Below are 24,833 nucleotides of genomic sequence, written 5' to 3' on the forward strand. Positions count from 1 at the left end.
AGTTAAAACATTTGATTGAACGCAGGTGCTGACGCATGCTCGGCGGCTCGTTCCTGGCTTTGGACACTCCCCGGATGACCCGTCTGCACACGTTCTCCCGCGACCAGTTGCTGGCCAGCGCGCGCGGTGAACTCTTCGGCCCCAACAAGGGCCGCCTGCCCAACGACCCGATGCTGATGTTCGACCGCATCACCGACATCCGCGAGGACGGCGGCGCCTATGGCAAGGGACTGATCCGGGCCGAACTCGACATCAAACCGGACCTGTGGTTCTTCGGCTGCCACTTCATCGGCGACCCGGTGATGCCCGGCTGCCTGGGCCTGGATGCCATGTGGCAGCTGACCGGCTTCTTCCTCACCTGGCTGGGCGCCGAAGGCCGTGGCCGCGCCCTGGGCTGCGGCGAGGTCAAGTTCACCGGCCAGGTGCTGCCCAGCGCCAAGCTGGTGCAGTACGAGATCGATGTCGCGCGCGTGATCAACCGCAAGCTGGTGATGGCGCAGACCGATGCCCGCATGCTGGTCGATGGCCGTGAGATCTACTCCGCCAAGGACCTGCGCGTGGGCCTGTTCACTTCTACCGAGAGCTTCTGATGCGTCGCGTCGTCATTACCGGCATGGGCATCACGTCCTGCCTAGGCAACGATCTGGATACCGTTTCCAGCGCCCTGCGCGAAGGCCATCCCGGCATCGTCGCCATGCCCGACCACGCCGAAGCCGGCCTGCGCAGCCAGGTGGCCGGCAAGGTCGAGCTGGACATCGAGGCGCAGGTGGACCGCAAGCTCAAGCGCTTCATGAGCGATGCGGCCGCCTACAGCTACATCGCCATGCGCGATGCCATCGCCGATGCCGGCCTGGACGAAAGCCAGGTCAGCAACGCGCGCACCGGCGTGATCGCCGGCTCCGGCGGCGGCTCCAGCGAATGGCAGGTGGAAGCAGCCGACCTGCTGCGCAACCGCGGCGTGCGCAAGGTGGGCCCGTACATGGTGCCGCGCACGATGTGCTCGACCGTGTCGGCCAACCTGGCCACCGCCTTCAGCATCAAGGGCCTGAGCTACTCGCTGTCGGCGGCCTGCGCCACCTCGGCGCACTGCATCGGCGCGGCGGCCGACCTCATCCGCCACGGCGCGCAGGACATCATGTTCGCCGGCGGCGGCGAGGACCTGCACTGGTCGATGAGCGTGATGTTCGACGCCATGGGCGCGCTGTCCACCAGCTTCAACGACACCCCGTCGGTGGCCTCGCGCCCGTATGACGCCAACCGCGATGGCTTCGTCATCGCCGGCGGCGGCGGCATGCTGGTGCTGGAGGACTACGACCACGCGGTCGCGCGCGGCGCGAAGATCTACGCCGAGCTCGTCGGTTACGGCGTGACTTCCGACGGCGCCGACATGGTCGCCCCGTCCGGCGAAGGCGCGGTGCGCTGCATGCAGATGGCCATGGCCACCGTGGATCGCCCGATCGACTACCTCAACACCCACGGCACCTCCACGCCGCTGGGCGATGTGACCGAGCTGGGCGCGGTGCGCGCGGTGTTCGGCGAGGCGGTGCCGCCGCTGTCCTCGACCAAGGCGCTGTCCGGCCACTCGCTGGGTGCGGCCAGCGTGCACGAGGCGATCTTCTGCCTGCTGATGATGCGCGATGGTTTCATGGCCGGCTCGGCCAACATCGAAACGCTGGACGAACGTGCCGAAAGCTTCCCGATCCTGCGCCAGACGCAGGAGGCCACGCTGGACACGGTGATGTCCAACAGCTTCGGCTTCGGCGGCACCAACGCCACGCTGATCTTCGGCCGGGTGTGATCCGTTCCGTTGTGGATGCACGAAAACAGCCGCGCAAGCGGCTGTTTTCGTAGGAGCGGCCTAGGCCGCGACGCTGGAAGACCACCATCGCGCGAAGTGCTACCCCTCCCCAACCCTCCCCTTGGCTTCGCCAAAGGGAGGGGGCGGTGTCCTTCTCACTTAACCACCCGGGCGCGCGGTCTCGATCACCACGCCCATCTGCTTGCCGGCCTCGGCCAGGCGCACGCGCTTGCCGTCGCTCCGGGCAACCAGGTAATCGGCCGCCACCCAGCCACTCTTGCCGGCGGCACGCACGTTGCACCATTGCAGGTCGTCCAGGCAGCGCTGCACTTCCACCTGCGTGCCCACCGGCAACACCGCCAGGCGCTCGGCGCGCTGGTCCGGTGCGCTGCGCAGGTTCAGGCCATTGCTGACCTCGGCCGCCGGCTCATTGATGCGCGGCTGGAACCACATCACCACACCGATGATCGCGGCCGAGGCCACGATGCGGAATACGGTACCGGGCTTGCCCCTGGAGGGGCCGAACCACCTTTTCATGGTGAATGTGAATTGGCGCGAATGTCCCCACAGTGTGCCACGCCCAATGTGGATGAAACCGAAACCCCGGCCAAGCCTCGCCGTAGCCCGCCCAAGGCAGGTGCCACGGCGTCACTGCCGCCGGGTGCCGGCTCAGGCGACCATGCCGCTGTGCCGCAGCAGCGCGTCGAGCTGCGGGTCACGGCCGCGGAACGCACGGAAATTCTCCGCGGCGCTGCGGCTGCCGCCACGCGACAACACCTCGGCGCGGAAACGCGCGCCGGTTTCCTGCAGCTTGTCCGGTGCTTCCTCGAAGGCCGCATAGGCATCGGCGCTGAGCACCTCGGCCCACTTGTAGCTGTAGTAACCGGCCGCGTAGCCGCCGGCGAAAATGTGGCTGAACTGGTTCGGGAAGCGGTTCCATGCCGGCGGGAAATTCACCGCCACTTCGCCGCGCACCCGCTCCAGCACCTGCAGCACGCTTTCCTGCGCCGGCTGGTACTGGCTGTGCAGCAGCATGTCGAACAGGCCGAACTCCAACTGGCGCACGGTGAACATGCCGCTCTGGTAGTTCTTCGCGGCCAGCATGCGCTCGAACAGCGCGCGCGGCAGCGGTTGGCCGGTGCTGGCATGGGCGGTCATCGCCTCGACCTGCTCCCACTCCCAGCAGAAGTTCTCCATGAACTGGCTGGGCAGCTCCACCGCGTCCCACTCCACGCCGTTGATGCCCGCCACCGCCAACTCGCCGACGCGGGTGAGCAGCTGGTGCAGGCCATGCCCCATCTCGTGAAAGAGGGTGGTGACCTCGTTGTGGCTGAAGGTCGCCGGCTTGCCGTCGCTGCCGCGGCCGAAGTTGCACACCAGGTACACCAGCGGGGTCTGCACGCCACCGGCGGTGACGCGACGGTTGCGGCAGTCGTCCATCCACGCACCGCCACGCTTGCCCTCGCGGGCGTACAGGTCCATGTAGAACTGGCCGACCAGCGCGCCTTCGGCGTCCACCAGCCGGTAGAAGCGCACGTCCTGGTGCCAGACCGGCGCGGTGTCCGGCTGCACCGTCAGGCCATACAGCCGCTCGATCACGCCGAACAGGCCGGCCAGCACCTTCGGCTCGGTGAAGTACTGCTTCACCTCCTGCTCGGAATAGCTGTAACGCGCTTGCTTGAGCTTCTCGCCGGCATAGGCCAGGTCCCAGGCCTGCAGATCATCCAGGCCCAGTTCGTCGCGGGCGAAGGTTTCCAGTTCGGCCCGGTCGCGTTGTGCGTACGGCTTGGCGCGTGCCGCCAGGTCGCGCAGGAAACCCAGCACCTGCAGCGCGTCGTCGGCCATCTTGGTGGCGATGGAGTACTCGCCGTAGTTGGCAAAGCCCAGCAGCGCAGCCAGTTCGGCGCGGACGGCCAGGATGCGGTCGATGTTGCCGCCATTGTCCAAGGCCGCGTCGCCGAACTCCGAGGCGCGCACCGCATTGGCGTGGTACAGCCGCTCGCGCAGCGCGCGGTTGTCGGCATAGGTCTGCACCGGCAGGTAGCACGGCATCTGCAGGGTCAGCTTCCAGCCCTCGCGGCCGTCCTTCTGCGCCGCGGCGCGGGCGGCGGCGATGACATCGGCCGGCAGCCCGGACAATTCGTCCTCGTTGTCCACGTACAGCGCGAAGGCGTCGGTGGCGTCGAGCACGTTCTGCGAGAACGTCGCCTGCAGGCCGGACAGCTCCTCCTGCAGTTGGGCGAAACGGGCCTTGTCGGCCTCGCCCAGCTCAGCGCCGCCCAGGCGGAAATCACGCAGGGCGTTGGCCAGCACCTTGGCCCTGGCGTCGTCGTAGGCGCCTGCTTCCGGGGCGGCGGCGAGTGCCTTGTATTGCGCGTACAACGCCGGGTTCTGCGCCACCGCGCTGCCGAAACGGCTGAGCTTCGGCAGGTTGGCGTTGTACACCTCGCGCAGCTCCGGCGTGTTGACCACCGATTGCAGATGCGACACCTGGCCCCAGGCGCGGTACAGCCGCTCGGTGGCGTCGTCCAGCGGCCTCACGAAGCTGTCCCAGCTGACCGGCGCCACCGTCTCGGCGGCCTTCACCGCCGCCTCGGCCTCGGCCAGCAGGGTGTCGATGGCCGCGGTGACGTGCTCCGGGCGGATCGCGTCAAAACGCGGCAGGCCGGAAAAATCGAGCAGGGGGTTGGTGTTCATGGTCATCCTGGGAAAACAGCGCCGGCCCGGCCGGCTTCACGCCTGATATGGCGACGCTTCCAGCCAGGCACAAGGCAGCGCCAGCACGCCCTGCCCGGCCACGGCGGCGGCGATGCGCGCATCTGCGGCGGCGATGTCGATGCCCTGCTGCGCATACCAGGCCGGGTTGTAGTAGCTGTGCGCGTAGCGTTCGCCGGCATCGCACAGGATGGTGACGATGGAACCGCTGCGGCCGGCGTCACGCATCTGCTGCGCGGCGTACAGCACGCCGATGAAGTTGGTGCCGGTGGAACCGCCGACCCGGCGCCCCAGCGTGGCGCTGACGTGGCGCATCGCCGCCAGGCTCAGCGCATCGGGCACCTTGACCATCGCGTCCACGCTGGTCGGGATGAAGCTGCGCTCCACCCGCGGGCGGCCGATGCCTTCCACGCGCGAGCCGCCCTCGCAGGTCAGCGTGCGCCAATCGTCGCCGGCCAATGCCGCGCAGTAGCCGTCGTAGAACACCGACACCTCCGGGTCCGCGCACAGGATCAGCGTGTCGTGGCGACGGTAGCTGACGTAGCGGCCCAGCGTGGCGGCCGTGCCACCGGTGCCGGGGCTGCAGACGATCCACTCCGGCACCGGGTGCGGCTCCTCGGCCATCTGCTTGAAGATGGATTCGGCGATGTTGTTGTTGGCGCGCCAGTCGGTGGCGCGCTCGGCGTAGGTGAACTGGTCCATGAAGTGACCACCGGTTTCGCGCGCCAGGCGCTCCGATTCGCAGTTCAGGTCGCAGGCGCGCTGCACCAGGTGGCAGCGGCCACCGTGGAATTCGATGGCGGCGATCTTCTCCGGCGAGGTGCTGGCCGGGATCACCGCGATGAACGGCAGGCCAAGCAGGCGCGCGAAATAGGCCTCGGACACCGCGGTGGAACCGCTGGAGGCCTCGATCACCGGGCAGCCCTCGCGCAGCCAGCCGTTGGCCAGCGCGTACAGGAACAGCGAACGCGCCAGACGGTGCTTGAGGCTGCCGGTGGGGTGGCTGGACTCGTCCTTCAGGTACAGGTCGATGCCGGGAAAGCCCGGCAGGTCCATCGGGATCAGGTGGGTGTCGGCCGAACGGTTGAAATCGGCTTCGATCTTGCGGATGGCCGACGCCACCCATGCACGCTGGGACATGGAACGCCACTTCAGTGAAGAGTGCCGGGAATTCTACCGGCTGGGGGATGGTTCGACGCTGGAAGCCCCCCTCCCCAGCCCTCCCCGTGGCTGCGCCAAAGGGAGGGAGCGGAAAGGCGGCATTGCGACGACCTCGCAGGTCGATGACTTTGCCCCCTCCCTTTGGCGCAGCCATGGGGAGGGCCGGGGAGGGGTATGCCCTTCGCACACACCCGAAACCCGACAAACCATTCAGGCCTTTCTTCACACTGAAATGGTATGGTTCAGGCCTGTTCCCGGACCCCAGCCCGTGCCGCGCATCCTGCTGCCCCTGCTGCTGTGCCTTTCCCTGATCGCCGGTGCGGTCGGGTCGGTATGGTCTGCGACGGTCATGGCGATGCCGATGGACGACATGGCCATTACCATGGACGCCGGTCACGACTGCTGTCACGAGGAAGCCAGCCTGCAATGCGCCGACGATGGGAGCGACGCCACCGCCGCCTCCTGTGCCGACGGCAACCACTGCGACTGCAAGCAGCACTGCAACATGCTGCCGGCCACCGCCATGGCCCGCCTGGGCAATCCCCGCCACACGCTCGCGCCGGTGCCAGCGGTGCCCTCGCGCTACGACGTGGCCCCCGGCCAGCTGAACCGGCCTCCCATCGCCTGATCTCCCGCTGGCGCCCCGCGCGCCGGTATGCAGATGCCTGCGCCACGGCCCTGCCGCGGTGCTTCCTTGATCTGTTCAGGACATGCCACGACGCATCGTGATGCGCTGGCATGGCCGGGAGTTCCACATGTCATCCGATTTCCTTTCCGATTCGCGCTCGGCGCTGTCGCGACGCCGCTTCGTGCAGGGCCTGGCCCTGGGCGGCGTTGTCGCCGGTGCCGGGCTGGGGCGCATCCCCGATGCCCTCGCCCGTACCCCTGCCGCCATGGCCACCGGCGCCACCGAACTGCGCGGCACCGACCTGCAGTTGGCCATCGGCCGCTCGGCGGTCAACTTCACCGGGCGCACCCGCGGTGCGATCACCGTCAATGGCTCGCTGCCGGCGCCGATCCTGCGCCTGCGCGAGGGCGATACCGTCAACCTGCGCGTGGCCAACACGCTCACCGATGAGATGACCTCGATCCATTGGCACGGCATCCTGCTGCCGGCCAACATGGACGGCGTGCCGGGCCTGAGCTTCAACGGCATCGCTCCGGGCGAGGCTTACCAGTACCGCTTCCAGCTCAAGCAATCGGGCACCTACTGGTACCACAGCCACTCGCTGTTCCAGGAGCAGGCCGGCCTGTACGGCGCGCTGATCGTCGACCCGCTGGCACCACCGCCGTACCACTTCGACCGCGAGCACGTCGTCATGCTCTCGGACTGGACGGACATGGATCCCAATGCCCTGCACCGGCGCATGAAGAAGATGCCGATGCACGACAACACCTACCAGCGCACCGTCGGCGACTTCCTGCGCGATGCCCGCACCGATGGCCTGCGCGCCACCCTGGCCGATCGCGGCATGTGGGGCCGGATGCGGATGACGCCTTCGGACATCTCCGACATCAATGCCCACACCTATACGTACCTGATGAACGGCACCGCGCCGGCGGGCAACTGGACCGGGCTGTTCCGCAGCGGCGAGAAGGTGCTGTTGCGTTTCATCAACGGCGCCTCGATGACCTACTTCGACGTGCGCATCCCGGGCCTGAAGATGACCGTGGTCGCGGCCGACGGCCAGTACATCCATCCGGTCAGCATCGATGAGTTCCGCATCGCGCCGGCCGAAACCTTCGACGTGATCGTCGAGCCGACCGGGCAGGATGCGTTCACGCTGTTCGCCCAGGACATGGGCCGCACCGGCTACGCCTGCGGCACCCTGGCGGTGCGCCACGGCCTGCAGGCACCGATCCCGCAACTGGACCCGCGCCCGCTGCTGACCATGGGCGACATGGGCCATGACATGGGCGCCGGCGGCCATGCCGGCATGGAAGGCGGTTGCGGCGCCAACATGGGCAAGGGCATGGAAGGTGGCTGCGGCGCAGCCATGGGCCACGGCGCGCACGGCGGTGGTGACAAGGCGCCGAAGCACAAGCCGAGCGAGGCGGGCAACCCGCTGGTGGACATGCAGACCGCGGCCACCGAACCGAAGCTGGACGATCCGGGCATCGGCCTGCGCGACAACGGCCGCCAGGTACTCACCTACGGCGCGATGCGCTCGTTGTTCGAGGACCCGGATGGCCGTGAGCCCGGCCGCGAGATCGAGCTGCACCTCACCGGCCACATGGAGAAGTTCGCCTGGAACTTCGACGGCATCCCGTTCGGCGGTGCCGAGCCGATCCGCCTGAACTACGGCGAGCGCATGCGCATCGTGCTGGTCAACGACACGATGATGCAGCACCCGATCCACCTGCACGGCGTGTGGAGCGACCTGGAGGACGCCGACGGCCAGTTCCAGCTGCGCAAGCACACCATCGACATGCCGCCGGGCACCCGCCGCACCTACCGCGTGCGTGCCGATGCACTCGGCCGCTGGGCCTTCCACTGCCACCTGCTCTACCACATGGAAGCGGGGATGATGCGCGAAGTGAGGATCGAGGCATGAAGACGATCTCCCACACCTTGCTGTTCATCGCGCTGGCTGCCAGCGGCACCGCATTCGCCCAGGACCCGCATGCCGGACACGGCACGACGATGAGTCCGGCCGCGGATCCACACGCCGGCCATGCACCACCGAAGGCAAACGCCGATGCGCATGCCGGACACGTGATGCCGGCGGCGCCGAAGGACGACCCGCACGCCGGGCACGTGATGCCGCAACCGCCGGCGCAGGACCCGCATGCCGGCCATGACATGTCGGCCATGGACCACGACGCACATGCAGGGCACGCCATGCCGGCGAAGGCCGCCAGCGATACCCCCCGCGAGCCGATCCCGGTGCCGACGGCGGAGGATCATGCCGCCGCGTTCCCGGCGTTGAAGCCGCATGCGATGGAACATGCACCGGCGTTCAACAGCCTGGTGGTGTTCGACCACCTGGAGGGCTGGGACAACGACCAGGGAAGCGGCCAGTCGTGGGGCGTCAACGCCTGGTTCGGCAACGACATCGATCGCCTGTGGGTGCGTAGCGAAGGCAGCCGCAGCGACGGCAAGCTCGGCGACTGGTCCGTGGATGCGCTGTACGGGCGTTCGATCTCACCGTGGTGGGACGCCGTGGCCGGTGTCCGCCACGACAACGGCCGCCAGATACCGGACCTGACCCGCGCGGCGATCGGCTTCCAGGGCATGTCGCCGTACAAGTTCGAAGTCTCGGCGATGGCCTACCTCGGTAGCACCCGCAAGGCCGAGCTCGCCGTCGAAGCCGAGTACGACGTGCTGCTGACCAACCGCCTGATCCTGCAGCCGGTGATCGAAGCCAGCATCGCCGCCGATGACGATCCCCGCCGCGGCGTGGGCAGCGGGCTGGGCCATGTCGAGGCCGGCCTGCGCCTGCGCTACGAGATCACCCGTCGCTTCGCGCCCTACGTCGGCTTCGTGCATGAGCGCAAGTTCGGCCGCACCGCCGACATCCATCGCGATGCCGGCGAAGGTACCCGCGAATCACGCTGGGTGGCCGGTATCCGCTTCTGGTTCTGACCGCCATCGCTGGCGTGCGACGTGCGCGCCAGCACCTACCTCATCCAAGGAACATCCCATGAAGATCCTGCACACCCTGCTGCTCATCGCCGTCGCCACTGTCGCACCGGCTACCCTCGCCCAGGCCCAGCATGCGGGCCACGCCGCGCACGACCACAGCGCACACGCCGCCAAGCCGGCCACCAACGCTGCGGCAAGCGATGTCGAGGCGACCTTCAAGCGCCTGGACAGCAACAACGATGGCGCCCTCACCCGCCAGGAACTGCCGGCTAGGCATGCACTGCTGCCGCATTTCGACATGAGCGATGCCAACCGTGACGGCAAGCTCGACCTCAACGAGTTCAAGCGCGGCATGTCCATGCTGTAAGCCCTTGGCCGCGCCGGCACACCACCGGCGCGGCAATCCCGACGGAGTTCAATGACATGAAACTGCTTTCAACAAGCGCCCTGCCCGCCCTCGCCCTGGCCGCCAGCACGCTGCTGGTCAGCGCCTGCAACGCGACACCGGCCGCGCCTGCCGCCAAGGCGGCCAACGCAACGGTCGACGCCGTACCCGCACGCGCCACCTTGCCGGTGGTGAAGGTGCACAAGGACCCCAACTGCGGCTGCTGTGGCGGCTGGGCCGAGCACATGCAGGCAGCCGGATTCCCGGTGGAAATCCATGACACCAGCGACATGGCCTCGGTGAAGCAACGCCTGGGCATTGGCGAGGGCATGATGTCGTGCCACACCTCGGAAATCGATGGCTACGTGGTGGAAGGCCATGTGCCTGTCTCCGCGATCCAGAAGCTGCTGGCCGAGCGACCCAAGGCCCGCGGGCTGGTGTTGCCAGGCATGCCGATCGGCTCGCCGGGCATGGAGTCGCCGGATGGCTATCGCCAGCCGTTCACCGTCGCGTTGCTGGCCGAGGACGGCAGCCTGAGTGAGTTCTCGCGACACGAGTGAGTTCGTGGCCGAATGAAAAAGCCCTTCTCCGCAATGGAGAAGGGAAATGGCAGAGACCGGCTGTTCGTGGCAGGAAGTGGCTGCAATCCTGCTGCTCAAGCCCCTCTCCCGCTTTGCGGGAGAGGGGCTGGGGTGAGGGTGCTGTTGAAGCACGTCGAAGCAAACGCTCCCCTCATCCGCCCCTGCGGGGCACCTTCTCCCGCACGCGGGAGAAGGGAGACCCCCAGGCAGTGCGTGCCTCGGCTTCCTGCTCAAGCCCCTCTCCCGCATGCGGGAGAGGGGCTGGGGTGAGGGCGCTGTTGAAGCACGTCGAAGCAAACGCTCCCCTCATCCGCCCCTGCGGGGCACCTTCTCCCGCAGGCGGGAGAAGGGAGACTCCCAGGCAGTGCGTGCCCTGGCTTTCTGCTCAAGCCCCTCTCCCGCTTCGCGGGAGAGGGGTTGGGGTGAGGGCGCTGTTGAAGCACGCAGAAGCAAACGCTCCCCTCATCCGCCCCTGCGGGGCACCTTCTCCCGCAGGCGGGAGAAGGGGGACTCCCAGGCAGTGCGTGCCCTGGCTTTCTGCTCAAGCCCCTCTCCCGCATGCGGGAGAGGGGTTGGGGTGAGGGTGCTGTTGAAACACATGGAAGCAAAAGCTCCCCTCATCCGCCCCTGCGGGGCCCCTTCTCCCGCAGGCGGGAGAAGGGAGATCCGTGTGCACCGCGAACTCGCCGCTCCCTGTCCCGCTAGCGGGACAGAAAAGCGCGCCCAGGCAACCATCAACCCTCAGATCTTGAAGTCGTCGTAGGCAATCCTCGACTCCTCGACCCCCAGCTTGCGCAGCAGCTGGCGCGTCGCCGACAGCATCGCCGGTGGGCCGCACAGGTAGAACTCGCAGCCCGACAGATCCGGATGCTGGCGCAGCAGGTCCTCATGGATCGCATCGTGCACGCGTCGTGGCGTTCCGTCCGACGCATCCTCCGACCACACCGGGTGCCAACTGAAGTTCGGGTGCTGCGCGGCCAGGGCCTGCATCTGCTCGGCATACGGACAATCACGCCGATTGCGCGCGCCGTACCAGTAATGGATGCGTTCGCCGCCACCCTCCTCCAGCCGCTGCTGGATCATCGCGCGCAGCGGTGCCATGCCCGCGCCGGCCCCGATGAACACCTTCTCGCGCTCGACCCCGCTCAGGGCGAAATCACCGAACGGGCCGCTGTAACGCACCCGGTCCCCTTCGCGCAGCGTGTACAGCCAGGTGGAACCCTTGCCGGGCGGATGACGCTTGTTCTCCTGCCACCCGGGGCTGAAGCGTGCCAGCAGCACCAACTCGCCTTCGGTCGCAGTCACCGGCATCGCCAGCGAATACGATCGACGCACCGATGCCTTGTTCTGCAGGGTGGCCGGCAATGGCAATGGCTTCCAGTCCTCGCGGTGTTCGTCCGGATGCCACAACGCGCTGCGCGGCAGTTCGTACTCGGGAACGTGCAGCTGCAGGTAGCAACCCGGCTGGAACTGGGCGTCGGCCGGGTTGTCCGGGCGCAGGTGGACCTCGCGCAGGAACGGCGTCACCGCGACCACCTTGACCACCGTGGCCCAGTGCTCGGTCCACAGGCTGGCGCCACCGGCCACCTCGATCTCCAGGTCCTCGTCCACCGGCAGGTTGCAGGCCAGCCGGCAACCGACCTTCAACTTGGCCGCCGGCAGGTGCGAACGGTCCGATGCGGTGGCCTTGCCTGCGCCGCCGCGCACGCGGACTTCACACAGGCCGCAGCTCTGCCCGCCGCCACAGTTGGACGGCAGGTTCACGCCTTCGCGGGCCAGCGCCACGTACACGCTGTCGCCGTTGGCCGCGGTCACCGTGCGCAGGTGTGCGCCGCCCGGGGCGTACACCATCAACTGACGCCGCCGGCGCCAACGGCGCGGGATGAACTCGTGCAGGTGGAAGCTGGCCACCAGCAGCCAGAAGCCGGTCAACGCCAGCCACAGGCCGCCGATGCCCATGCCCACCACCAGCGGGTTGTTGAAGTTCACCCGCTCGCTGTAATCCATGATGTGCAACATCCAGAAGATGTCGAACAGGCGCCAGGTGGCGGTGCGGTGCTCCATCACCTGTCCGCTGTGCGCGGACACGTAGATCGTGGTGTCCTGCGCGTCGCTGAAGTCCACCCGCCAGACCGGGTCGGGGTTGGCCCGCGTTTCCAGGCTCTTTTCCAGGTACGTGGGTGCCGACGGCATGCCGTCACCGCGGTAGGCCGCCTGGGCCACGCGCAGTGCCAGCGTGTTGCTGATGTCGATGCGGCGGCCATCGAGCGCGTCGATCACCTCGGTGCCCTCCGGTGACTGCAGGCGGTAGACCGGCATGTCCAGCAACCAGCCACTGTCCAGCGTCGCCGCCGGATGCCGGGCCGCGCGCAGTGCCTCGGTCGGCGACACGGTGCCGGACGGCCAGGCCGGCATCTCGGCCTTGGGCGCACGCTGTGCGGTGCCTTCGATCCGATCAGGGTCGAGCAGGCCCATCATCAGGCCACTGCCCAGCCACACCACGAACTGCAGGCCGATCACCAGGCCCACCCACTTGTGCAGGGTCCGCATCCAGGGCGTCATGCCTGCCTCCGCTTGCCGAAGCTGTAGAACAGCAGCCAGATGCCACTGAGCGCGAAGCCCAGTCCGATCACCGCGGCCATCCGCAGCAGGGTGTTGTTGACGTCGGTGCGGTTCTCGTAATCCATGATGTGGAACATCCACAGGAAGTCGAACCAGCGCCACAGGCTGTGCCGGCGCGCCAGCAGTTCGCCGCTGTCCGGCGACAGGTACAGCGTGCTCTGGCCGCGGTCGGTGAAATGCACCGCCCACATCGGCACCGGCCGCGTCTTCACCTCCGACGGTGCCTGGGTGATCCATTCCACCCGCGCCACTTCGCCGTCGCCCTGGTAGAGCGAGCGGGCCAATGCGATCGCGCCGTCACGGTCCAGCGGTGGCAGGCGTTCACCGCTGCCGGCATCGACCAGGAACTTCGCGCCGCCTTGGCGCACTTCGTAGACCTCGCGGTCCAGCACATGCTTGAGCCGGAACGATTGCAGCTGCGGGTGGCGGGCCACCAGGGCATCGGCATCGATGCGGGCGGCCTGCGGCGGCAGTGGCTCGCCATGCACGTGCGCCAGGTGGTCACCGTGGATCACGTCCAGCGGCACCACGGTCATGTAGACGCCGCTGAGCATCCACAGCAGCGCCTGCACGCCGATCACCAGGCCGATCCATTTGTGGGCGCGTCGCGCCCAGAATGCGGGTTTCATCAAGTCATCCTCACTCAGCGTCGCGCCCCGCCGTCATCCGGCGGGGCGCCAGCGGTCACCAGCGGTAGCCGATGCGTGCGTACCAGCGGCGACCCAGCAGGTCGTAGGTCATGGTGTCGGTGTTGGCGTCGGTGTAGCTCTGGATGAAGGGCGGCCTCTTGTCGAAGACGTTGTCCAGGCCCAGCGAGACATCCAGCGCCTTGTTCACGGCGTACTTCAACTGGAGGTTGTGGTAGAACACCGACGGCGCATGGTCGCCGATGTCGCCGCGCGTGGCATTGATGTCCTCGGCACGTCCGATGTACTGGGTGGACCAGGTACCCGACCACTGCGCGCGGCTGGCATTGAAGGCCACCAGGCCACGCCACTTGGCATAGCTGCCGCGGCCACCGGTGATCTTGCCGGCGTACTCGATGACATCGGCACCTTCATACGGCCGCACGTCATAGCGCTGCAGGTAGGACACGTCGGCACTGACGCTGGCATCGAAGCCGGCCACGTCGAACTCATACAGCGCGCCCAGGTCGACGCCACTAACCCGCTCGTTGGCGGCATTCACCGGCTGCGAGGACAGGTAGTCCACCTCGCCGGTGCGCGGGTTGCGGGTGAAGTTGCTGGCATCGCAGAACGGGTGCGCCAGCCCCGGCGTGTTGTAGCAGATGGCCAGCTTGGTGGAACCGGCGATGCGCTGGATCGCGTTCTTGATGCGGATGTTGTAGTAGTCCAGCGTCAGCGTCAGGCCCGGGGCGAACGCAGGCGTCCACACCACGCCGGCGGTGAAGGAGGTGGCGTCCTCCGGCTTCAGGTCGGCGTTGCCACCGGACGTGGTGAGGATGGTGTTGCCCGGTTGCACGTAGCCGGCCGGCACGCCGTAGGCCTGGCAGTTGGCGCGCACCACCGAATCGGACGGCAGGCTGCTCCAGTTGCTGCACGGGTCGGTGGTGGTGAGGTTGCCTTCGGCGACGCCCCCGAACAGCTCCGGGATGTTCGGGATGCGAAATGCGGTGGCGTAGGTGCTGCGCAGCTTCAGCGATTCGTTGACCTGCCAGTCCAGGCCGACCTTGTAGTTGTAGTCACGGCCGAACAGATCGTAGTCCGAGGCGCGCCCGGCCAGGTTGAGGTACAGCGAATCGGCGATGACGCTGTCCTGCAGCAGCGGGATGGCCAGCTCGGCGAACACTTCCTTGGCGGTGTACTCGCCATGGATCGGATCCTGCTGGTTGGTGTTGCCGATGCCGAGCACGGTCAGCGGGTCCGGATCGCGCCAACCGCTTTCCTTGCGCACTTCCACGCCGGCGGCGAAGCCCACCCAGCCCGCAGGCAGCTCGAAGACCTGGCCGCTGAGGTTGGCGGTGAAGCTCTTCTGCTCGTTGCCACCGGTATCGCGCGAGCTGTACAGGATATAGTCCAGCACCTCGCGGCTCAGGTCGCCGTAGCCCAGGTAGTCACCGCAGGGAATGGCCGCACCCGGCAGCGGGCTGCACAGCGCGCGGTCCAGGGTCTGCTCGACGCGGTCCAGGTTGGCCACGTTGTCCGAGCCGTCCACGCCGGTGTTGCGGCCCCAGTTGAAGGCCGCCGACCAGTCCCAGCTGGTGCCCAGTTGGCCCTTCAGCCCGGCCACGACGCGCCAGGTATCGGTTTCCTGGAAGAAGTGGCGCGGACCCGCTTCCTCGAGGCGACGGCGCTGCAGCAACAGGTCCTGCCCGGTCGGGTTGGTCGGGTGATCGGCGGCGATGTTGATCGGCCGGTACACGCCCAGCGCGCCGGCCGTTGCCAGCTGCCTGGACTGGCGGTTGGTGTACATCAGCTCGACGAAGGCCTCGGTGGTGTCATTGAGCTTGCTGTCGCCGAACACACTGAAGCTCAGGCGTTCGATCGGATTGACCGCATTGAGGGTGGGGTTGCCGTTGTAGTTGTGCTTGGCCGCCGAGTACGGCTCGTAGAAATCACCGTCGCCGCCGAGCACCTGGTTGAAGTTGACGCGGCTGCCATCGGCCAGCAGCGCACGACCGCCCACGGTGGTCGAGCTGCCCGAGCACACCAGCTTGCCGTCGGATTCGATCAGGCCGCAGGGCGCGCGCGTGGCCATGTTCACCGAGCCGCCGTCGTAGTAGTTGATCGCCGCCATCAGCGAGCCACGCTCACCGGTGACGCCCCAGCTGAAGTCCACCGAGGTTTCCTCGCCGTCGCTCTTGCTGGTCTGGCCATAACGCACGGCCAGCTCGGCGCCGTCGAAGCCCTGTTTGGTGATGATGTTGACCACGCCGGCCACCGCGTCGGCGCCGTAGATGGCCGAGGCACCGTCCTTGAGTACTTCCACCCGCTCGATCAGCGATACCGGGATCACGTTCAGGTCGACCGAACTGTTGGCGCCGGTGCCGCCGTTGACGATGCGGCGGCCGTTGAGCAGCACCAGCGTGCGGTTGATGCCCAGGCCGCGCAGGTTGACCTGGGTGGTGCCGTAGCCGTTCTCGGCCCAATAGGCGTTGCTCTGGCTGCCGGCGAAGCCGGCCGAGGCCGGCAGGCGCTGCAGCAGCGTTTCCACCGAGGTGGCGCCGGAGCGCTCGATCGCCTCGGCATCCACCACGCTGACCGGGCCGACGCCGGACAACTGCGCGCGCTTGATGTGGCTGCCGGTGACCTGCACCGCATCGAGCGTGCGGGCGGCTTCGTTCTGGTTTTCCTGGGCCTGTGCGGCCTGGATGGCGGCCACACTCAACAAACTGCCAATGGCCACGGCCAAGGCGTTGGACTTCACGTACATGGTCTCTCTCCCGCTGGGGAACCTGTCTCTGGGCTGGGCGTGCGCAGATGCGCGCGCAAGGGCGTTGCAGCGTCGTCACGACGCGTAAAACACCGCTCAGGCGATGGGAGGTCGGAATACCCGGGAGAGTTTGCTGGCCGGCAACTGCAGTACCGGCAAGGGGACATCGAAGGTGACCGGCGGGTAGCTGCCGGCGAACAACGCCACCGTCGTGGGTGGATACAGCGCCAGCACGCAGGCGCATTCACAGCCGGTGCTGTCACCGCAGGTGCAATCGGTGGCATCGGTGCCGCCGGGCTTGCCATGGCCGGCATGGGCCTTGGCCAGGACCGGCTTGGACGGCGCGCAGTCCGCTTGTGCCGCCACATCGCCGGCGGCGGCCACGCTGGCCGCCGTGTCCAGCGCCATGCGCGCGCCCACCCACGCCCCGAGCACGCCTTCGGCCGCGAGCACGCAGATCAGCAGCAGTGGCAGCCAGCAGCGGTACGGCATGGGGCCCGACGGTCCTCGTATATTTGTATATACATACAATCAATAGCGCGTCCGGAGAAAGCCTGTCAACTGCGCTGGCTTCCGGCGTGGGTCAGTCCGTGGGTGCGCCCCCTGCGCAATTGCCGGTACACCCCTTGTACCGGCGTCGTCTCCGCCCCATTCAAGTGCAATGCACGCGCACTTCAGCGGATCGCAGAGCGGCAACGACTATCCTGCGTCGCAGCATAGCCAGCGCATCTGCCAGCGCCAAGATGCGCGGGGCATGGCAATGACGATTTTTTCTGTCGATGCACCAAAGCGCTGGTTTTGGCTGGAATACTGATTTCCGGTGCAACTTTTCCCGGCGCTGTTGATTACGGATGCAACATTCCCGATGCTGCCGCGACAACCCGTTTCCCCTCCCCCATTCACTGCAACAGGATGTAATCGATGAGCGTTGAATCCCTCCGTCAGCAGCCCGGCGTGGCCGCGCAGGTCCCCGCCGAAACCCATGGCTTCGTGTTCAACCACACCATGCTGCGGGTCAAGGACATCACCCGCTCGCTGGACTTCTACACCCGCGTGCTCGGCTTCCAGCTGATCGACCAGCGCGACTTCCCCGAAGCGGCCTTCAGCCTGTACTTCCTGGCCTACGTACCGGCCGGCACCCCGGTCCCGGCCGACGACGCCGAACGCCGCCGCTGGATGGCCGGCATTCCCGGCGTGCTGGAACTCACCCACAACCACGGTACCGAGCACCAGGACGGCCCGGTCTACCACGACGGCAACAGTGACCCGCGTGGCTTCGGCCACATCTGCGTGTCGGTGCCGGACATCGAAACCGCCTGCGCGCGCTTCGAGGCGCTGGACGTGCCGTTCCAGAAGCGCCTGAGCGACGGCCGCATGAAGCACCTGGCCTTCATCAAGGACCCGGACGGTTACTGGGTGGAAATCATCTCCAACACCTGACGGCAGTGGGTAACGGAGGGATCACGGCATCCCGCGCATCATGGCGCCGGACCCCAGTGGTCCCCTCCGCCACCTTCATCCGAGGTCTGCATGGAAACCATGGAACTGCACCGTGGCCGCCTGATCGATCACCTGCAACTGGTGGTACGTGACCTGGCCGCCAGCCGCCGCTTCTACCAGGCAGTGTTCGATGCGATCGGCATTCCCATCGCCGGCGAAGGCGATGACTATTTCTGGGCCGACGAGTTGTTCATTTCCACCGCCAGCAGCCAAGCCGCCGCCGGCCAGCTGACCGGGCGCCACCACCTGGCGTTCCAGGCGCGCGACAGCGCCACCGTCGATGCCTTCCACAAGGCCGCGCTGGCCGCCGGCGGTACCGACAACGGCGCCCCTGGCGAGCGCCCTTATCACCCCGGTTACTACGGCGCCTTCGTGCTCGACCCGGATGGCAACAACATCGAAGTGGTCTACCACGGCCCGGCGCGCTACAGCGCCGACTCGGTGAAGGTCACGTTCTGATCCATGCGCGGGCATGCGCCCGCACTGCGGCACCGGCGCGTGTCGCCTGCACGGCTGCTGTCGCCGCGTTCCCGACACCGTGGTCCTGCCCCCGGCTGGCGCGCCGGACCGGGTAACGCAAACGGCCAGGTGCGGATGCACCTGGCCGTGATTCACCACCTTCGGGGCCGGTGACCGCCTCAGTGCGCGGCCATGTAGATGTCCTGCAGCACGGCCTTCTCCAGCTCCAGTTCGCCGAGCAGGTTCTTGACGATGTCGCCCAGGCTGAGGATGCCAACCAGCCGCCCGCCCTCGGTGACCATCAGGTGGCGACGCCGCGAGTAGGTCATCAACGACATCGCCTGTTTCAGGCTGGCTTCGGGTGCGATGCCTTCCAGTCCCATCGACGGCAGGCTCGAGATCACCCGGCGTCCCGCCTGCGGTCCATCGTCGGCCAGCGCGCGCACGATGTCCTTTTCGGAAATGATGCCCACCGGTGCGTCGTCATTGAGCACCACCAGTGCGGCAATCCGGTTCGCACTCATCTTGTGCGCGGCGGCACCGATCGTGTCGTGGGTGTCGATGGTGATGACAGTTTCTTTCTTCGATTGCAGAAGTTCTCGGACGTTCATTCTTGTTTCCTGTTGCAGGTCACTGAAGTCGAAACCGTGCTCTGCCGATACGCCCCTCCCGGGAACAGATCTTCCAGCGCACTTGTGGCGCACCTGCCTGCCGTTCGACGCGTCGTCGGCAGGCAGGGCGCTGCATCGCGGACGGGGCCGGCAACTGCACGCCTCGTCCTGTGCCACTTCGATTCTACGGCTGCATCCCGGCGGCATATGTCGCCACGAATGGGATGGTTCGTCGTGGAACCGGATGACGATCCGGAGCATGGCACCGCAGGCGAAACCGCCACTGAATGTCCGCGAACGCCGCCGCTTGACGTTCGCCGGATGCCGCCGCTGATCGGTTGCCCGGACCGATGCCCTGCCCCGGCGGCCAGGCACTCCCCGCCACTGCAGCCCATGCCGCGAACAGGCAAAAGAAAAGCCCGGCTCATGGCCGGGCTTCCTCACAGCGTCGGGGGAGAGAGAACCGGGCTGCTGGAGGTGATTATCCGCAGCTCCGGTTACGCTCACGTGACAGCCATCATTCCACTGTCACGCTCTTGGCCAGGTTGCGTGGCTTGTCCACGTCGGTGCCGCGGGCCAGCGCCGTGTGGTAGGCCAGCAGCTGCACCGGGATGGTATGCACCACCGAGCTCAGCACCCCGGCGTGGCGCGGGGTACGGATCACGTGCACGCCCTCGGAGGCATTGAAGTTGCTGTCCTGGTCGGTGAACACGAACAGCTCGCCGCCACGCGCACGCACCTCCTGCATGTTGGACTTCACTTTCTCCAGCAGGCTGTCGTTGGGCGCGATCACCACCACCGGCATCTCCGCGTCCACCAGCGCCAGCGGGCCGTGCTTGAGCTCGCCGGCCGGGTAGGCCTCGGCGTGGATGTAGGAGATCTCCTTGAGCTTGAGCGCGCCTTCCAGGGCAATCGGGTAATGCAGGCCGCGGCCCAGGAACAAGGCATTGGACTTGCCGGCGAAGCGCTCGGCCCAGGCGATGATCTGGGGCTCCAGGTTCAGCGCATGCTGCACGCTGCCCGGCAGGTGGCGCAGCTGCTCCAGGTAGTCCGCTTCCTGCGCGGCGTCGACCTTGCCATGCAGCTTGCCCAGCACCACGGTCAGCTGGAACAGCGCCGCCAGCTGGGTGGTGAAGGCCTTGGTCGAGGCCACGCCGATCTCGGCGCCGGCGCGGGTGTAGCAGACCAGCTCGCTGGCGCGCGGGATGGCGCTCTCGGGCACGTTGCAGATCGACAGCGTGTGCAGGTGGCCCAGCGACTTGGCGTACTTCAGCGCCTCCATCGTGTCCAGGGTTTCACCGGACTGGGAAATGGTGACCACCAGATGCCTGGGGTTGGCATAGGCCGCGCGATAGCGGTACTCGCTGGCGATCTCGACGCTGCACGGCAGGCCGGCGATGGCCTCGATCCAGTAGCGCGCGGTCAGGCCGGCGTAGTAGCTGGTGCCACAGGCCAGGATCTGCACGCCTTCGATGTCCTTGAGCACCGCTTCGGCGTTGGCACCGAACAACGTGGCCGGGAAGCCACCGGCGTCGATGGCCGCTTCGGCGGTATCGGCCAGCGCTCGCGGCTGCTCGTGGATTTCCTTCTGCATGAAGTGGCGGTACGGGCCCAGCTCCAGCGAGGCCAGCGACACGTCGGACAGGCGCTGCTCGCGCTGCGCGGGGGCATTGTCGGCATCGAACACGCGCACGCCCTGGCGGGTCAGCTCGGCGGTATCCCCCTCTTCCAGGAACATCACCCGGCGGGTGGCCTGGATGATGGCCGAGACATCGGAGGCCACGAAGTTCTCGCCGTCGCCCAGGCCGACCAGCAGCGGGCAGCCCATCCGCGCCACCACCATGCGCTCGGGCTCCTTCTGGCTGATCACCGCCAGCGCGTAGGCGCCGGTCAGCTCCTTGACGGTGCGCTGCAACGCGCCGAGCAGGTCGTCGTGATCGGCCTTGAGGTGGTGGTGGATCAGGTGCGCGATGACCTCGGTATCGGTCTGCGACTCGAAGGCATAACCCAGCGCACGCAGCTTCTCGCGCTGCTCCTCGTGGTTCTCGATGATGCCGTTGTGCACCAGCGCCACGCCGTGGCTGATGTGCGGATGGGCATTGGACTCGGTCACCCCGCCATGGGTCGCCCAACGGGTATGGCCGATGCCCAGTTGCGCCTGGAAGTGCTCGGCGGCGGCGGCGCTCTCCATTTCGGCCACCCGGCCGGTACGGCGCACGCGGCGGATGCTGTTCCCCTCGAACACCGCGATGCCCGACGAGTCGTAGCCGCGGTACTCCAAACGCTTGAGTCCTTCAATCAGTACCGGAACCACATCGCGATCGGCGATCGCACCCACAATCCCGCACATAGTTCGTCCATCTGGAATAACAGGCGGACATTCTAAGTCAGCCGGTTCGGACATCCAGCAGACATTGCCGGACAACCCGCGCGGACACTGTCCGCAGAAGTGTCCGCGGACACCCGGACACCCCCAGCCATCGAATTTATTTCAACAATTTCAATACGTTGAAGTTGGCACGCGGCGTGCTTAACCAATACCAACCTCTGCTGCGAAGCCCACGATGATCCGCGACACCTCCGCCCAGGACCGAGTCTCCACCCAGCCCCAGCAGCCCAAGTGGCGCCGCTGGCTGTGGCCCGCCGTGGCCACGGTCGCGGTGGTGGCCGGCATCGGCTTCATCGCCAACAAGTGGGCCGGCGCCAGCCGCTCCTTCGACAGCAGCCGCGTGCGCATCGCCGAAGTCGGCCGCGGCGACCTTGTCCGCGACATCGCCGCCGACGGCCGCGTGATCGCCGCCAACAGCCCGGTGCTGTACGCCATCTCCGCCGGTACCGTGACCCTGAAGGTGGTGGCCGGCGACGTGGTCAAGCAGGGCCAGGAGCTGGCGGTGATCGACAGCCCGGAACTGCGCAGCAAGCTGGCCCAGGAACAGGCCACCCTGGCCGGCCTGGAGGCCGAGGCCAGCCGCGCCGCCCTGGACGCCACCCTGGCCCGCGCCACCGGCGCCAAGATGTCCGACCAGGCCGGCCTGGTGCGCATCGCCGCCCAGCGCGACCTGGACCGCTACCAGCGCGGCTTCGACGGCGGCGCGGTGCCGCAGGTGGACCTGGCCAAGGCCCAGGACGAGCTGAAGAAGGCCCAGATCGAGCTGCAGCACGCCCAGCAGGACGCCACCCTGCAGAGCCGCGGCGCCGACCTGGACGCCCGCAACAAGCGCCTGCTGGCCGAGCGCCAGCTGGCCGTGGTCAACGAAGTGCAGCGCCAGGTCGATGCCCTGACCCTGCGCGCCCCGTTCGATGGCCAGGTCGGCCAGGTGCAGGCCACCCAGCACACCCAGGTCGCCACCAACGCCCCGATCCTGAGCGTGGTCGACCTGTCCCGCTTCGAGGTCGAGATCAAGGTGCCGGAGAGCTTCGCCCGCGAACTGGCCATCGGCATGCCCTCGCAGCTGACCAGCGGCAGCGGCCAGCCCTTCCCCGGCGAGATCTCGGCGGTGTCGCCGGAGGTGGTCAACGGCGAAGTCGTGGCCCGCATCCGCTTCTCCGACAAGCAGCCCGAAGGCCTGCGCCAGAGCCAGCGGATGAGCTCGCGCATCCTGCTCGACACCCGCCGCAACGTGCTCAAGGTCGAGCGCGGCCCGTTCGTCGAACAATCCGGCGGCCGTTACGCCTACGTCGTCACCGGCAGCATCGCCACCCGCCGCCCCGTGCAGCTGGGCGTGAGCAGCCTGGGCGAGGTGGAAGTGGTGTCCGGCCTGCAACCGGGCGAAAAGATCGTGGTCTCCGGCGCGGATCTGTTCGGCGACAACGAACGCGTCTCCATCAATTGATTGAACCCCGGGAGCGGGGCACGGCAAGTCATCCAACCGGCCCCGCGCCCAGCCAACGCACTGCTCCCAGCTCCCAGCGCCCTGTTCCCCGCTGCCCCGCAACCTCGTCCCCAAAGGAAATAGACATGCTCCATATGCAATCGGTCTCCAAGGTCTTCCGCACCGAACAGGTTGAAACCCACGCGCTGCGCTCGCTCGACCTGCATGTGCGCGAAGGCGAGTTCGTCGCCGTCACCGGTCCTTCCGGCTCGGGCAAGACCACCTTCCTCAACATCGCCGGCCTGCTGGAAACCTTCACCAGCGGCCAGTACCTGCTCGATGGCCAGGACGTGAGCCACCTCGGCGACGACGCACGCTCGCGCCTGCGCAACCAGAAGATCGGCTTCATCTTCCAGGGCTTCAACCTGATCCCCGACCTCAACCTGTTCGACAACGTCGACGTACCGCTGCGCTATCGCGGCATGGGCGCGGCCGAGCGCAAGCAGCGCATCGAGCAGGCGCTGACCAGCGTCGGCCTGGGCTCGCGCATGAAGCATTACCCGGCCGAGCTGTCCGGCGGCCAGCAGCAGCGCGCCGCCATCGCCCGCGCCCTGGCCGGCAGCCCGCGCCTGCTGCTGGCCGACGAACCGACCGGCAATCTGGACACGCAGATGGCCCGCGGCGTGATGGAGCTGCTGGAGGAGATCAACTCCCAGGGCACCACCATCGTCATGGTGACGCACGACCCGGAGCTGGCCGCACGTGCCCAGCGCAACGTGCACATCGTCGACGGCCAGGCCACCGACCTGCTGCGTGAGCCGGTGCTGGCCCACGCCTCGCGCATCGCCGAAACCAACACGCAGGGCTGAGGACCACGCATGTCGCTGTTCACGTACTACCTGCAGCAAGGCATGCGCAGCCTGCGGCGCACGCCGGTGCTCACCGGGCTGATGGTGCTGTCCATCGCCGTGGGCATCGGCGCGTCGATGACGACGCTGACGGTGATGCACCTGCTCTCGGGCGATCCCCTGCCCGGGCGCAGCCAGCACCTGTACTACCCGCAGGTGGATGCGTCCCCGCGCGGGGAGAAGCCGCGCGTCGATCCGCTGGACATGCTCGACTACACCTCGGCGGTCGATCTCTGGCGCGATGGCCCGGCCGAGCGCAAGGCACTGGTCGCCAACAGCCCGGCCAAGCTGTCCGCCCCCACCAGCAGCGCGCCGGCCAGCATCACCCCGATGCTGTCCACCACGGCCGACTTCTTCCCGATGTTCCAGGTGCCGATGGCCTACGGCAGCGGCTGGTCGCGCGAGGACGACGAGCGCCGTGCGCGCGTGGCGGTGATCTCCTGGAATCTCAACCAGCGCCTGTTCGGCGGCAAGGACAGCGTCGGCCAGATGCTGCGCATCCGCGACAGCGAGGTCCGCATCGTCGGCGTGCTCAAGCCGTGGCGCCCGGCACCGCTCTACTACGCCGTAGCCGGTGGCCGCTTCTCCCAGGGCGACACCGCCGATTTCTACCGCGCGCCGCAGGACGTGATGATGCCGTTGTTCAGCAGCCTGCAGGTCAATGCCGGCAACTTCCAGCAGTTCACCTGCTGGGGGCTGCCCGAGCAGCCCGGCCACCTGGAGAACAGCAACTGCGTGTGGTTGCAGCAATGGGTGCAGCTGGACACGCCGGCGCAGGTCAGCGCCTACGAGCGGTTCCTGCAAGGCTACGTGCAGCAGCAACAGCAGCTGGGCCGCATCAGCCAGCCGGAACTGGCGCGCCTTTCCAGCCTGATGCAGTGGCTGGACTTCAACGGCGTGGTGCCGCGTGACGTCCGCCTGCAGGCGTGGATGGCATTGGCCTTCCTCGGCATCTGCCTGTTCAACACGGTGGGCCTGCTGCTGGCCAAGTTCCTGCGCCGCACCAGCGAGATCGGCGTGCTGCGGGCGCTGGGCGCGACCCGCGCGATGGTCTTCCAGCAGTGCCTGATCGAAGCGGCGCTGATCGGCCTGGCCGGCGGCCTGGGCGGCTTGCTGTTGACCGCGTTCGGTCTGTGGAACATCCGCCAGCAGCCCTTGGCCTACGCGGACATGATGCAGCTGGACCTCACCATGCTCGGCTCGACCCTGGCCGCTGCCGTCATCACCACCTTGTTGGCGGGACTGCTGCCGGCGCTGCGCGCCGCCCGCATCGACCCGGCCCTGCAGATCAAGGCACTGTAA

General features: G+C 67.5%; 21 protein-coding genes. 12 read left to right on the forward strand and 9 right to left on the reverse strand.

The window, feature by feature from the left end; genetic code table 11:
- Positions 1–74: 74 nt before the first annotated feature.
- Together fabA and fabB are read left to right on the forward strand one after the other, a co-directional pair.
- Entirely contained in the window at positions 75–590 is a 516-nt protein-coding gene (gene fabA / locus IB227_RS12995) for a 3-hydroxyacyl-[acyl-carrier-protein] dehydratase FabA (protein ID WP_132865737.1), read from the forward strand.
- Entirely contained in the window at positions 590–1,798 is a 1,209-nt protein-coding gene (gene fabB, locus IB227_RS13000) for a beta-ketoacyl-ACP synthase I (RefSeq protein ID WP_192287730.1), read from the forward strand. Before fabA ends, fabB begins: the two co-directional genes overlap by 1 nt.
- A gap of 159 nt (positions 1,799–1,957) precedes the next feature.
- Here the strand turns inward: fabB and IB227_RS13005 are convergent, their stop codons facing one another.
- The 3 genes from IB227_RS13005 to IB227_RS13015 form a co-directional block, all read right to left on the reverse strand.
- On the reverse strand, positions 1,958–2,335 hold the full coding sequence (locus tag IB227_RS13005) for an SH3 domain-containing protein (RefSeq protein ID WP_132865739.1): 378 nt from the start codon (positions 2,333–2,335) through the stop codon (positions 1,958–1,960).
- A gap of 132 nt (positions 2,336–2,467) precedes the next feature.
- Positions 2,468–4,501: a M3 family metallopeptidase gene (locus tag IB227_RS13010; RefSeq protein WP_192287731.1), complete on the reverse strand. Its 2,034-nt coding sequence runs from the start codon at positions 4,499–4,501 to the stop codon at positions 2,468–2,470.
- Positions 4,502–4,531: 30 nt separating this feature from the next.
- Positions 4,532–5,653 (reverse strand): PLP-dependent cysteine synthase family protein, encoded by a 1,122-nt coding sequence (locus IB227_RS13015; protein WP_192287732.1) that lies wholly within the window; start codon positions 5,651–5,653, stop codon positions 4,532–4,534.
- Between the two features lie 289 nt (positions 5,654–5,942).
- Here IB227_RS13015 and IB227_RS13020 point away from each other — a divergent pair, with 289 nt between their 5' ends.
- From IB227_RS13020 to IB227_RS13040, 5 genes are all read left to right on the forward strand, one after another.
- On the forward strand, positions 5,943–6,302 hold the full coding sequence (locus IB227_RS13020; RefSeq protein WP_192287733.1) for a CopL family metal-binding regulatory protein: 360 nt from the start codon (positions 5,943–5,945) through the stop codon (positions 6,300–6,302).
- A gap of 127 nt (positions 6,303–6,429) precedes the next feature.
- Complete coding sequence (locus IB227_RS13025) at positions 6,430–8,229, forward strand: copper resistance system multicopper oxidase (RefSeq protein ID WP_192287734.1); 1,800 nt, start codon at positions 6,430–6,432, stop codon at positions 8,227–8,229.
- On the forward strand, positions 8,226–9,260 hold the full coding sequence (locus tag IB227_RS13030) for a copper resistance protein B (RefSeq protein ID WP_192287735.1): 1,035 nt from the start codon (positions 8,226–8,228) through the stop codon (positions 9,258–9,260). Before IB227_RS13025 ends, IB227_RS13030 begins: the two co-directional genes overlap by 4 nt.
- 58 nt (positions 9,261–9,318) lie before the next feature.
- A complete protein-coding gene (locus IB227_RS13035; protein ID WP_165931215.1) occupies positions 9,319–9,627 on the forward strand; it encodes an EF-hand domain-containing protein in 309 nt (102 codons plus the stop codon).
- A 56-nt stretch (positions 9,628–9,683) separates the two neighbouring features.
- The gene (locus IB227_RS13040; RefSeq protein WP_192287736.1) at positions 9,684–10,205 is read left to right on the forward strand and encodes a DUF411 domain-containing protein; all 522 of its coding nucleotides are present in this window, start codon (positions 9,684–9,686) and stop codon (positions 10,203–10,205) included.
- 762 nt (positions 10,206–10,967) lie between these two features.
- Here the strand turns inward: IB227_RS13040 and IB227_RS13045 are convergent.
- The 4 genes from IB227_RS13045 to IB227_RS13060 form a co-directional block, all read right to left on the reverse strand.
- The gene (locus tag IB227_RS13045) at positions 10,968–12,788 is read right to left on the reverse strand and encodes a 2Fe-2S iron-sulfur cluster-binding protein (RefSeq protein ID WP_192287737.1); all 1,821 of its coding nucleotides are present in this window, start codon (positions 12,786–12,788) and stop codon (positions 10,968–10,970) included.
- Positions 12,785–13,477: a PepSY domain-containing protein gene (locus IB227_RS13050; RefSeq protein WP_192287738.1), complete on the reverse strand. Its 693-nt coding sequence runs from the start codon at positions 13,475–13,477 to the stop codon at positions 12,785–12,787. Before IB227_RS13050 ends, IB227_RS13045 begins: the two co-directional genes overlap by 4 nt.
- A gap of 55 nt (positions 13,478–13,532) precedes the next feature.
- Entirely contained in the window at positions 13,533–16,241 is a 2,709-nt protein-coding gene (locus tag IB227_RS13055) for a TonB-dependent receptor (RefSeq protein ID WP_192287739.1), read from the reverse strand.
- A gap of 96 nt (positions 16,242–16,337) precedes the next feature.
- A complete protein-coding gene (locus tag IB227_RS13060; RefSeq protein ID WP_132865749.1) occupies positions 16,338–16,733 on the reverse strand; it encodes a CopL family metal-binding regulatory protein in 396 nt (131 codons plus the stop codon).
- A 429-nt stretch (positions 16,734–17,162) separates the two neighbouring features.
- Between IB227_RS13060 and gloA the strand changes: the two genes are divergently transcribed.
- Both gloA and IB227_RS13070 read left to right on the forward strand, forming a co-directional pair.
- The gene (gene gloA, locus IB227_RS13065) at positions 17,163–17,681 is read left to right on the forward strand and encodes a lactoylglutathione lyase (RefSeq protein ID WP_192287740.1); all 519 of its coding nucleotides are present in this window, start codon (positions 17,163–17,165) and stop codon (positions 17,679–17,681) included.
- A gap of 90 nt (positions 17,682–17,771) precedes the next feature.
- On the forward strand, positions 17,772–18,200 hold the full coding sequence (locus IB227_RS13070; RefSeq protein WP_132865751.1) for a VOC family protein: 429 nt from the start codon (positions 17,772–17,774) through the stop codon (positions 18,198–18,200).
- 179 nt (positions 18,201–18,379) lie between these two features.
- On the opposite strand, the gene IB227_RS13075 is transcribed toward IB227_RS13070, so the two are convergent.
- Entirely contained in the window at positions 18,380–18,811 is a 432-nt protein-coding gene (locus tag IB227_RS13075) for a CBS domain-containing protein (protein ID WP_132865752.1), read from the reverse strand.
- A gap of 517 nt (positions 18,812–19,328) precedes the next feature.
- On the reverse strand, positions 19,329–21,161 hold the full coding sequence (glmS, locus tag IB227_RS13080) for a glutamine--fructose-6-phosphate transaminase (isomerizing) (RefSeq protein WP_192287741.1): 1,833 nt from the start codon (positions 21,159–21,161) through the stop codon (positions 19,329–19,331).
- 214 nt (positions 21,162–21,375) lie between these two features.
- Between glmS and IB227_RS13085 the strand changes: the two genes are divergently transcribed.
- From IB227_RS13085 to IB227_RS13095, 3 genes are all read left to right on the forward strand, one after another.
- Positions 21,376–22,644, forward strand: a complete 1,269-nt coding sequence (locus IB227_RS13085) for an efflux RND transporter periplasmic adaptor subunit (RefSeq protein ID WP_192287742.1) — start codon at positions 21,376–21,378, stop codon at positions 22,642–22,644.
- A 125-nt stretch (positions 22,645–22,769) separates the two neighbouring features.
- The gene (locus IB227_RS13090) at positions 22,770–23,492 is read left to right on the forward strand and encodes an ABC transporter ATP-binding protein (RefSeq protein ID WP_132865755.1); all 723 of its coding nucleotides are present in this window, start codon (positions 22,770–22,772) and stop codon (positions 23,490–23,492) included.
- Between the two features lie 15 nt (positions 23,493–23,507).
- Complete coding sequence (locus tag IB227_RS13095) at positions 23,508–24,833, forward strand: ABC transporter permease (RefSeq protein WP_192287942.1); 1,326 nt, start codon at positions 23,508–23,510, stop codon at positions 24,831–24,833.

Origin of the sequence: Stenotrophomonas sp. STM01 (assembly GCF_014852135.1) — a bacterium.
GTDB classification, from domain to species: domain Bacteria; phylum Pseudomonadota; class Gammaproteobacteria; order Xanthomonadales; family Xanthomonadaceae; genus Stenotrophomonas; species Stenotrophomonas capsici.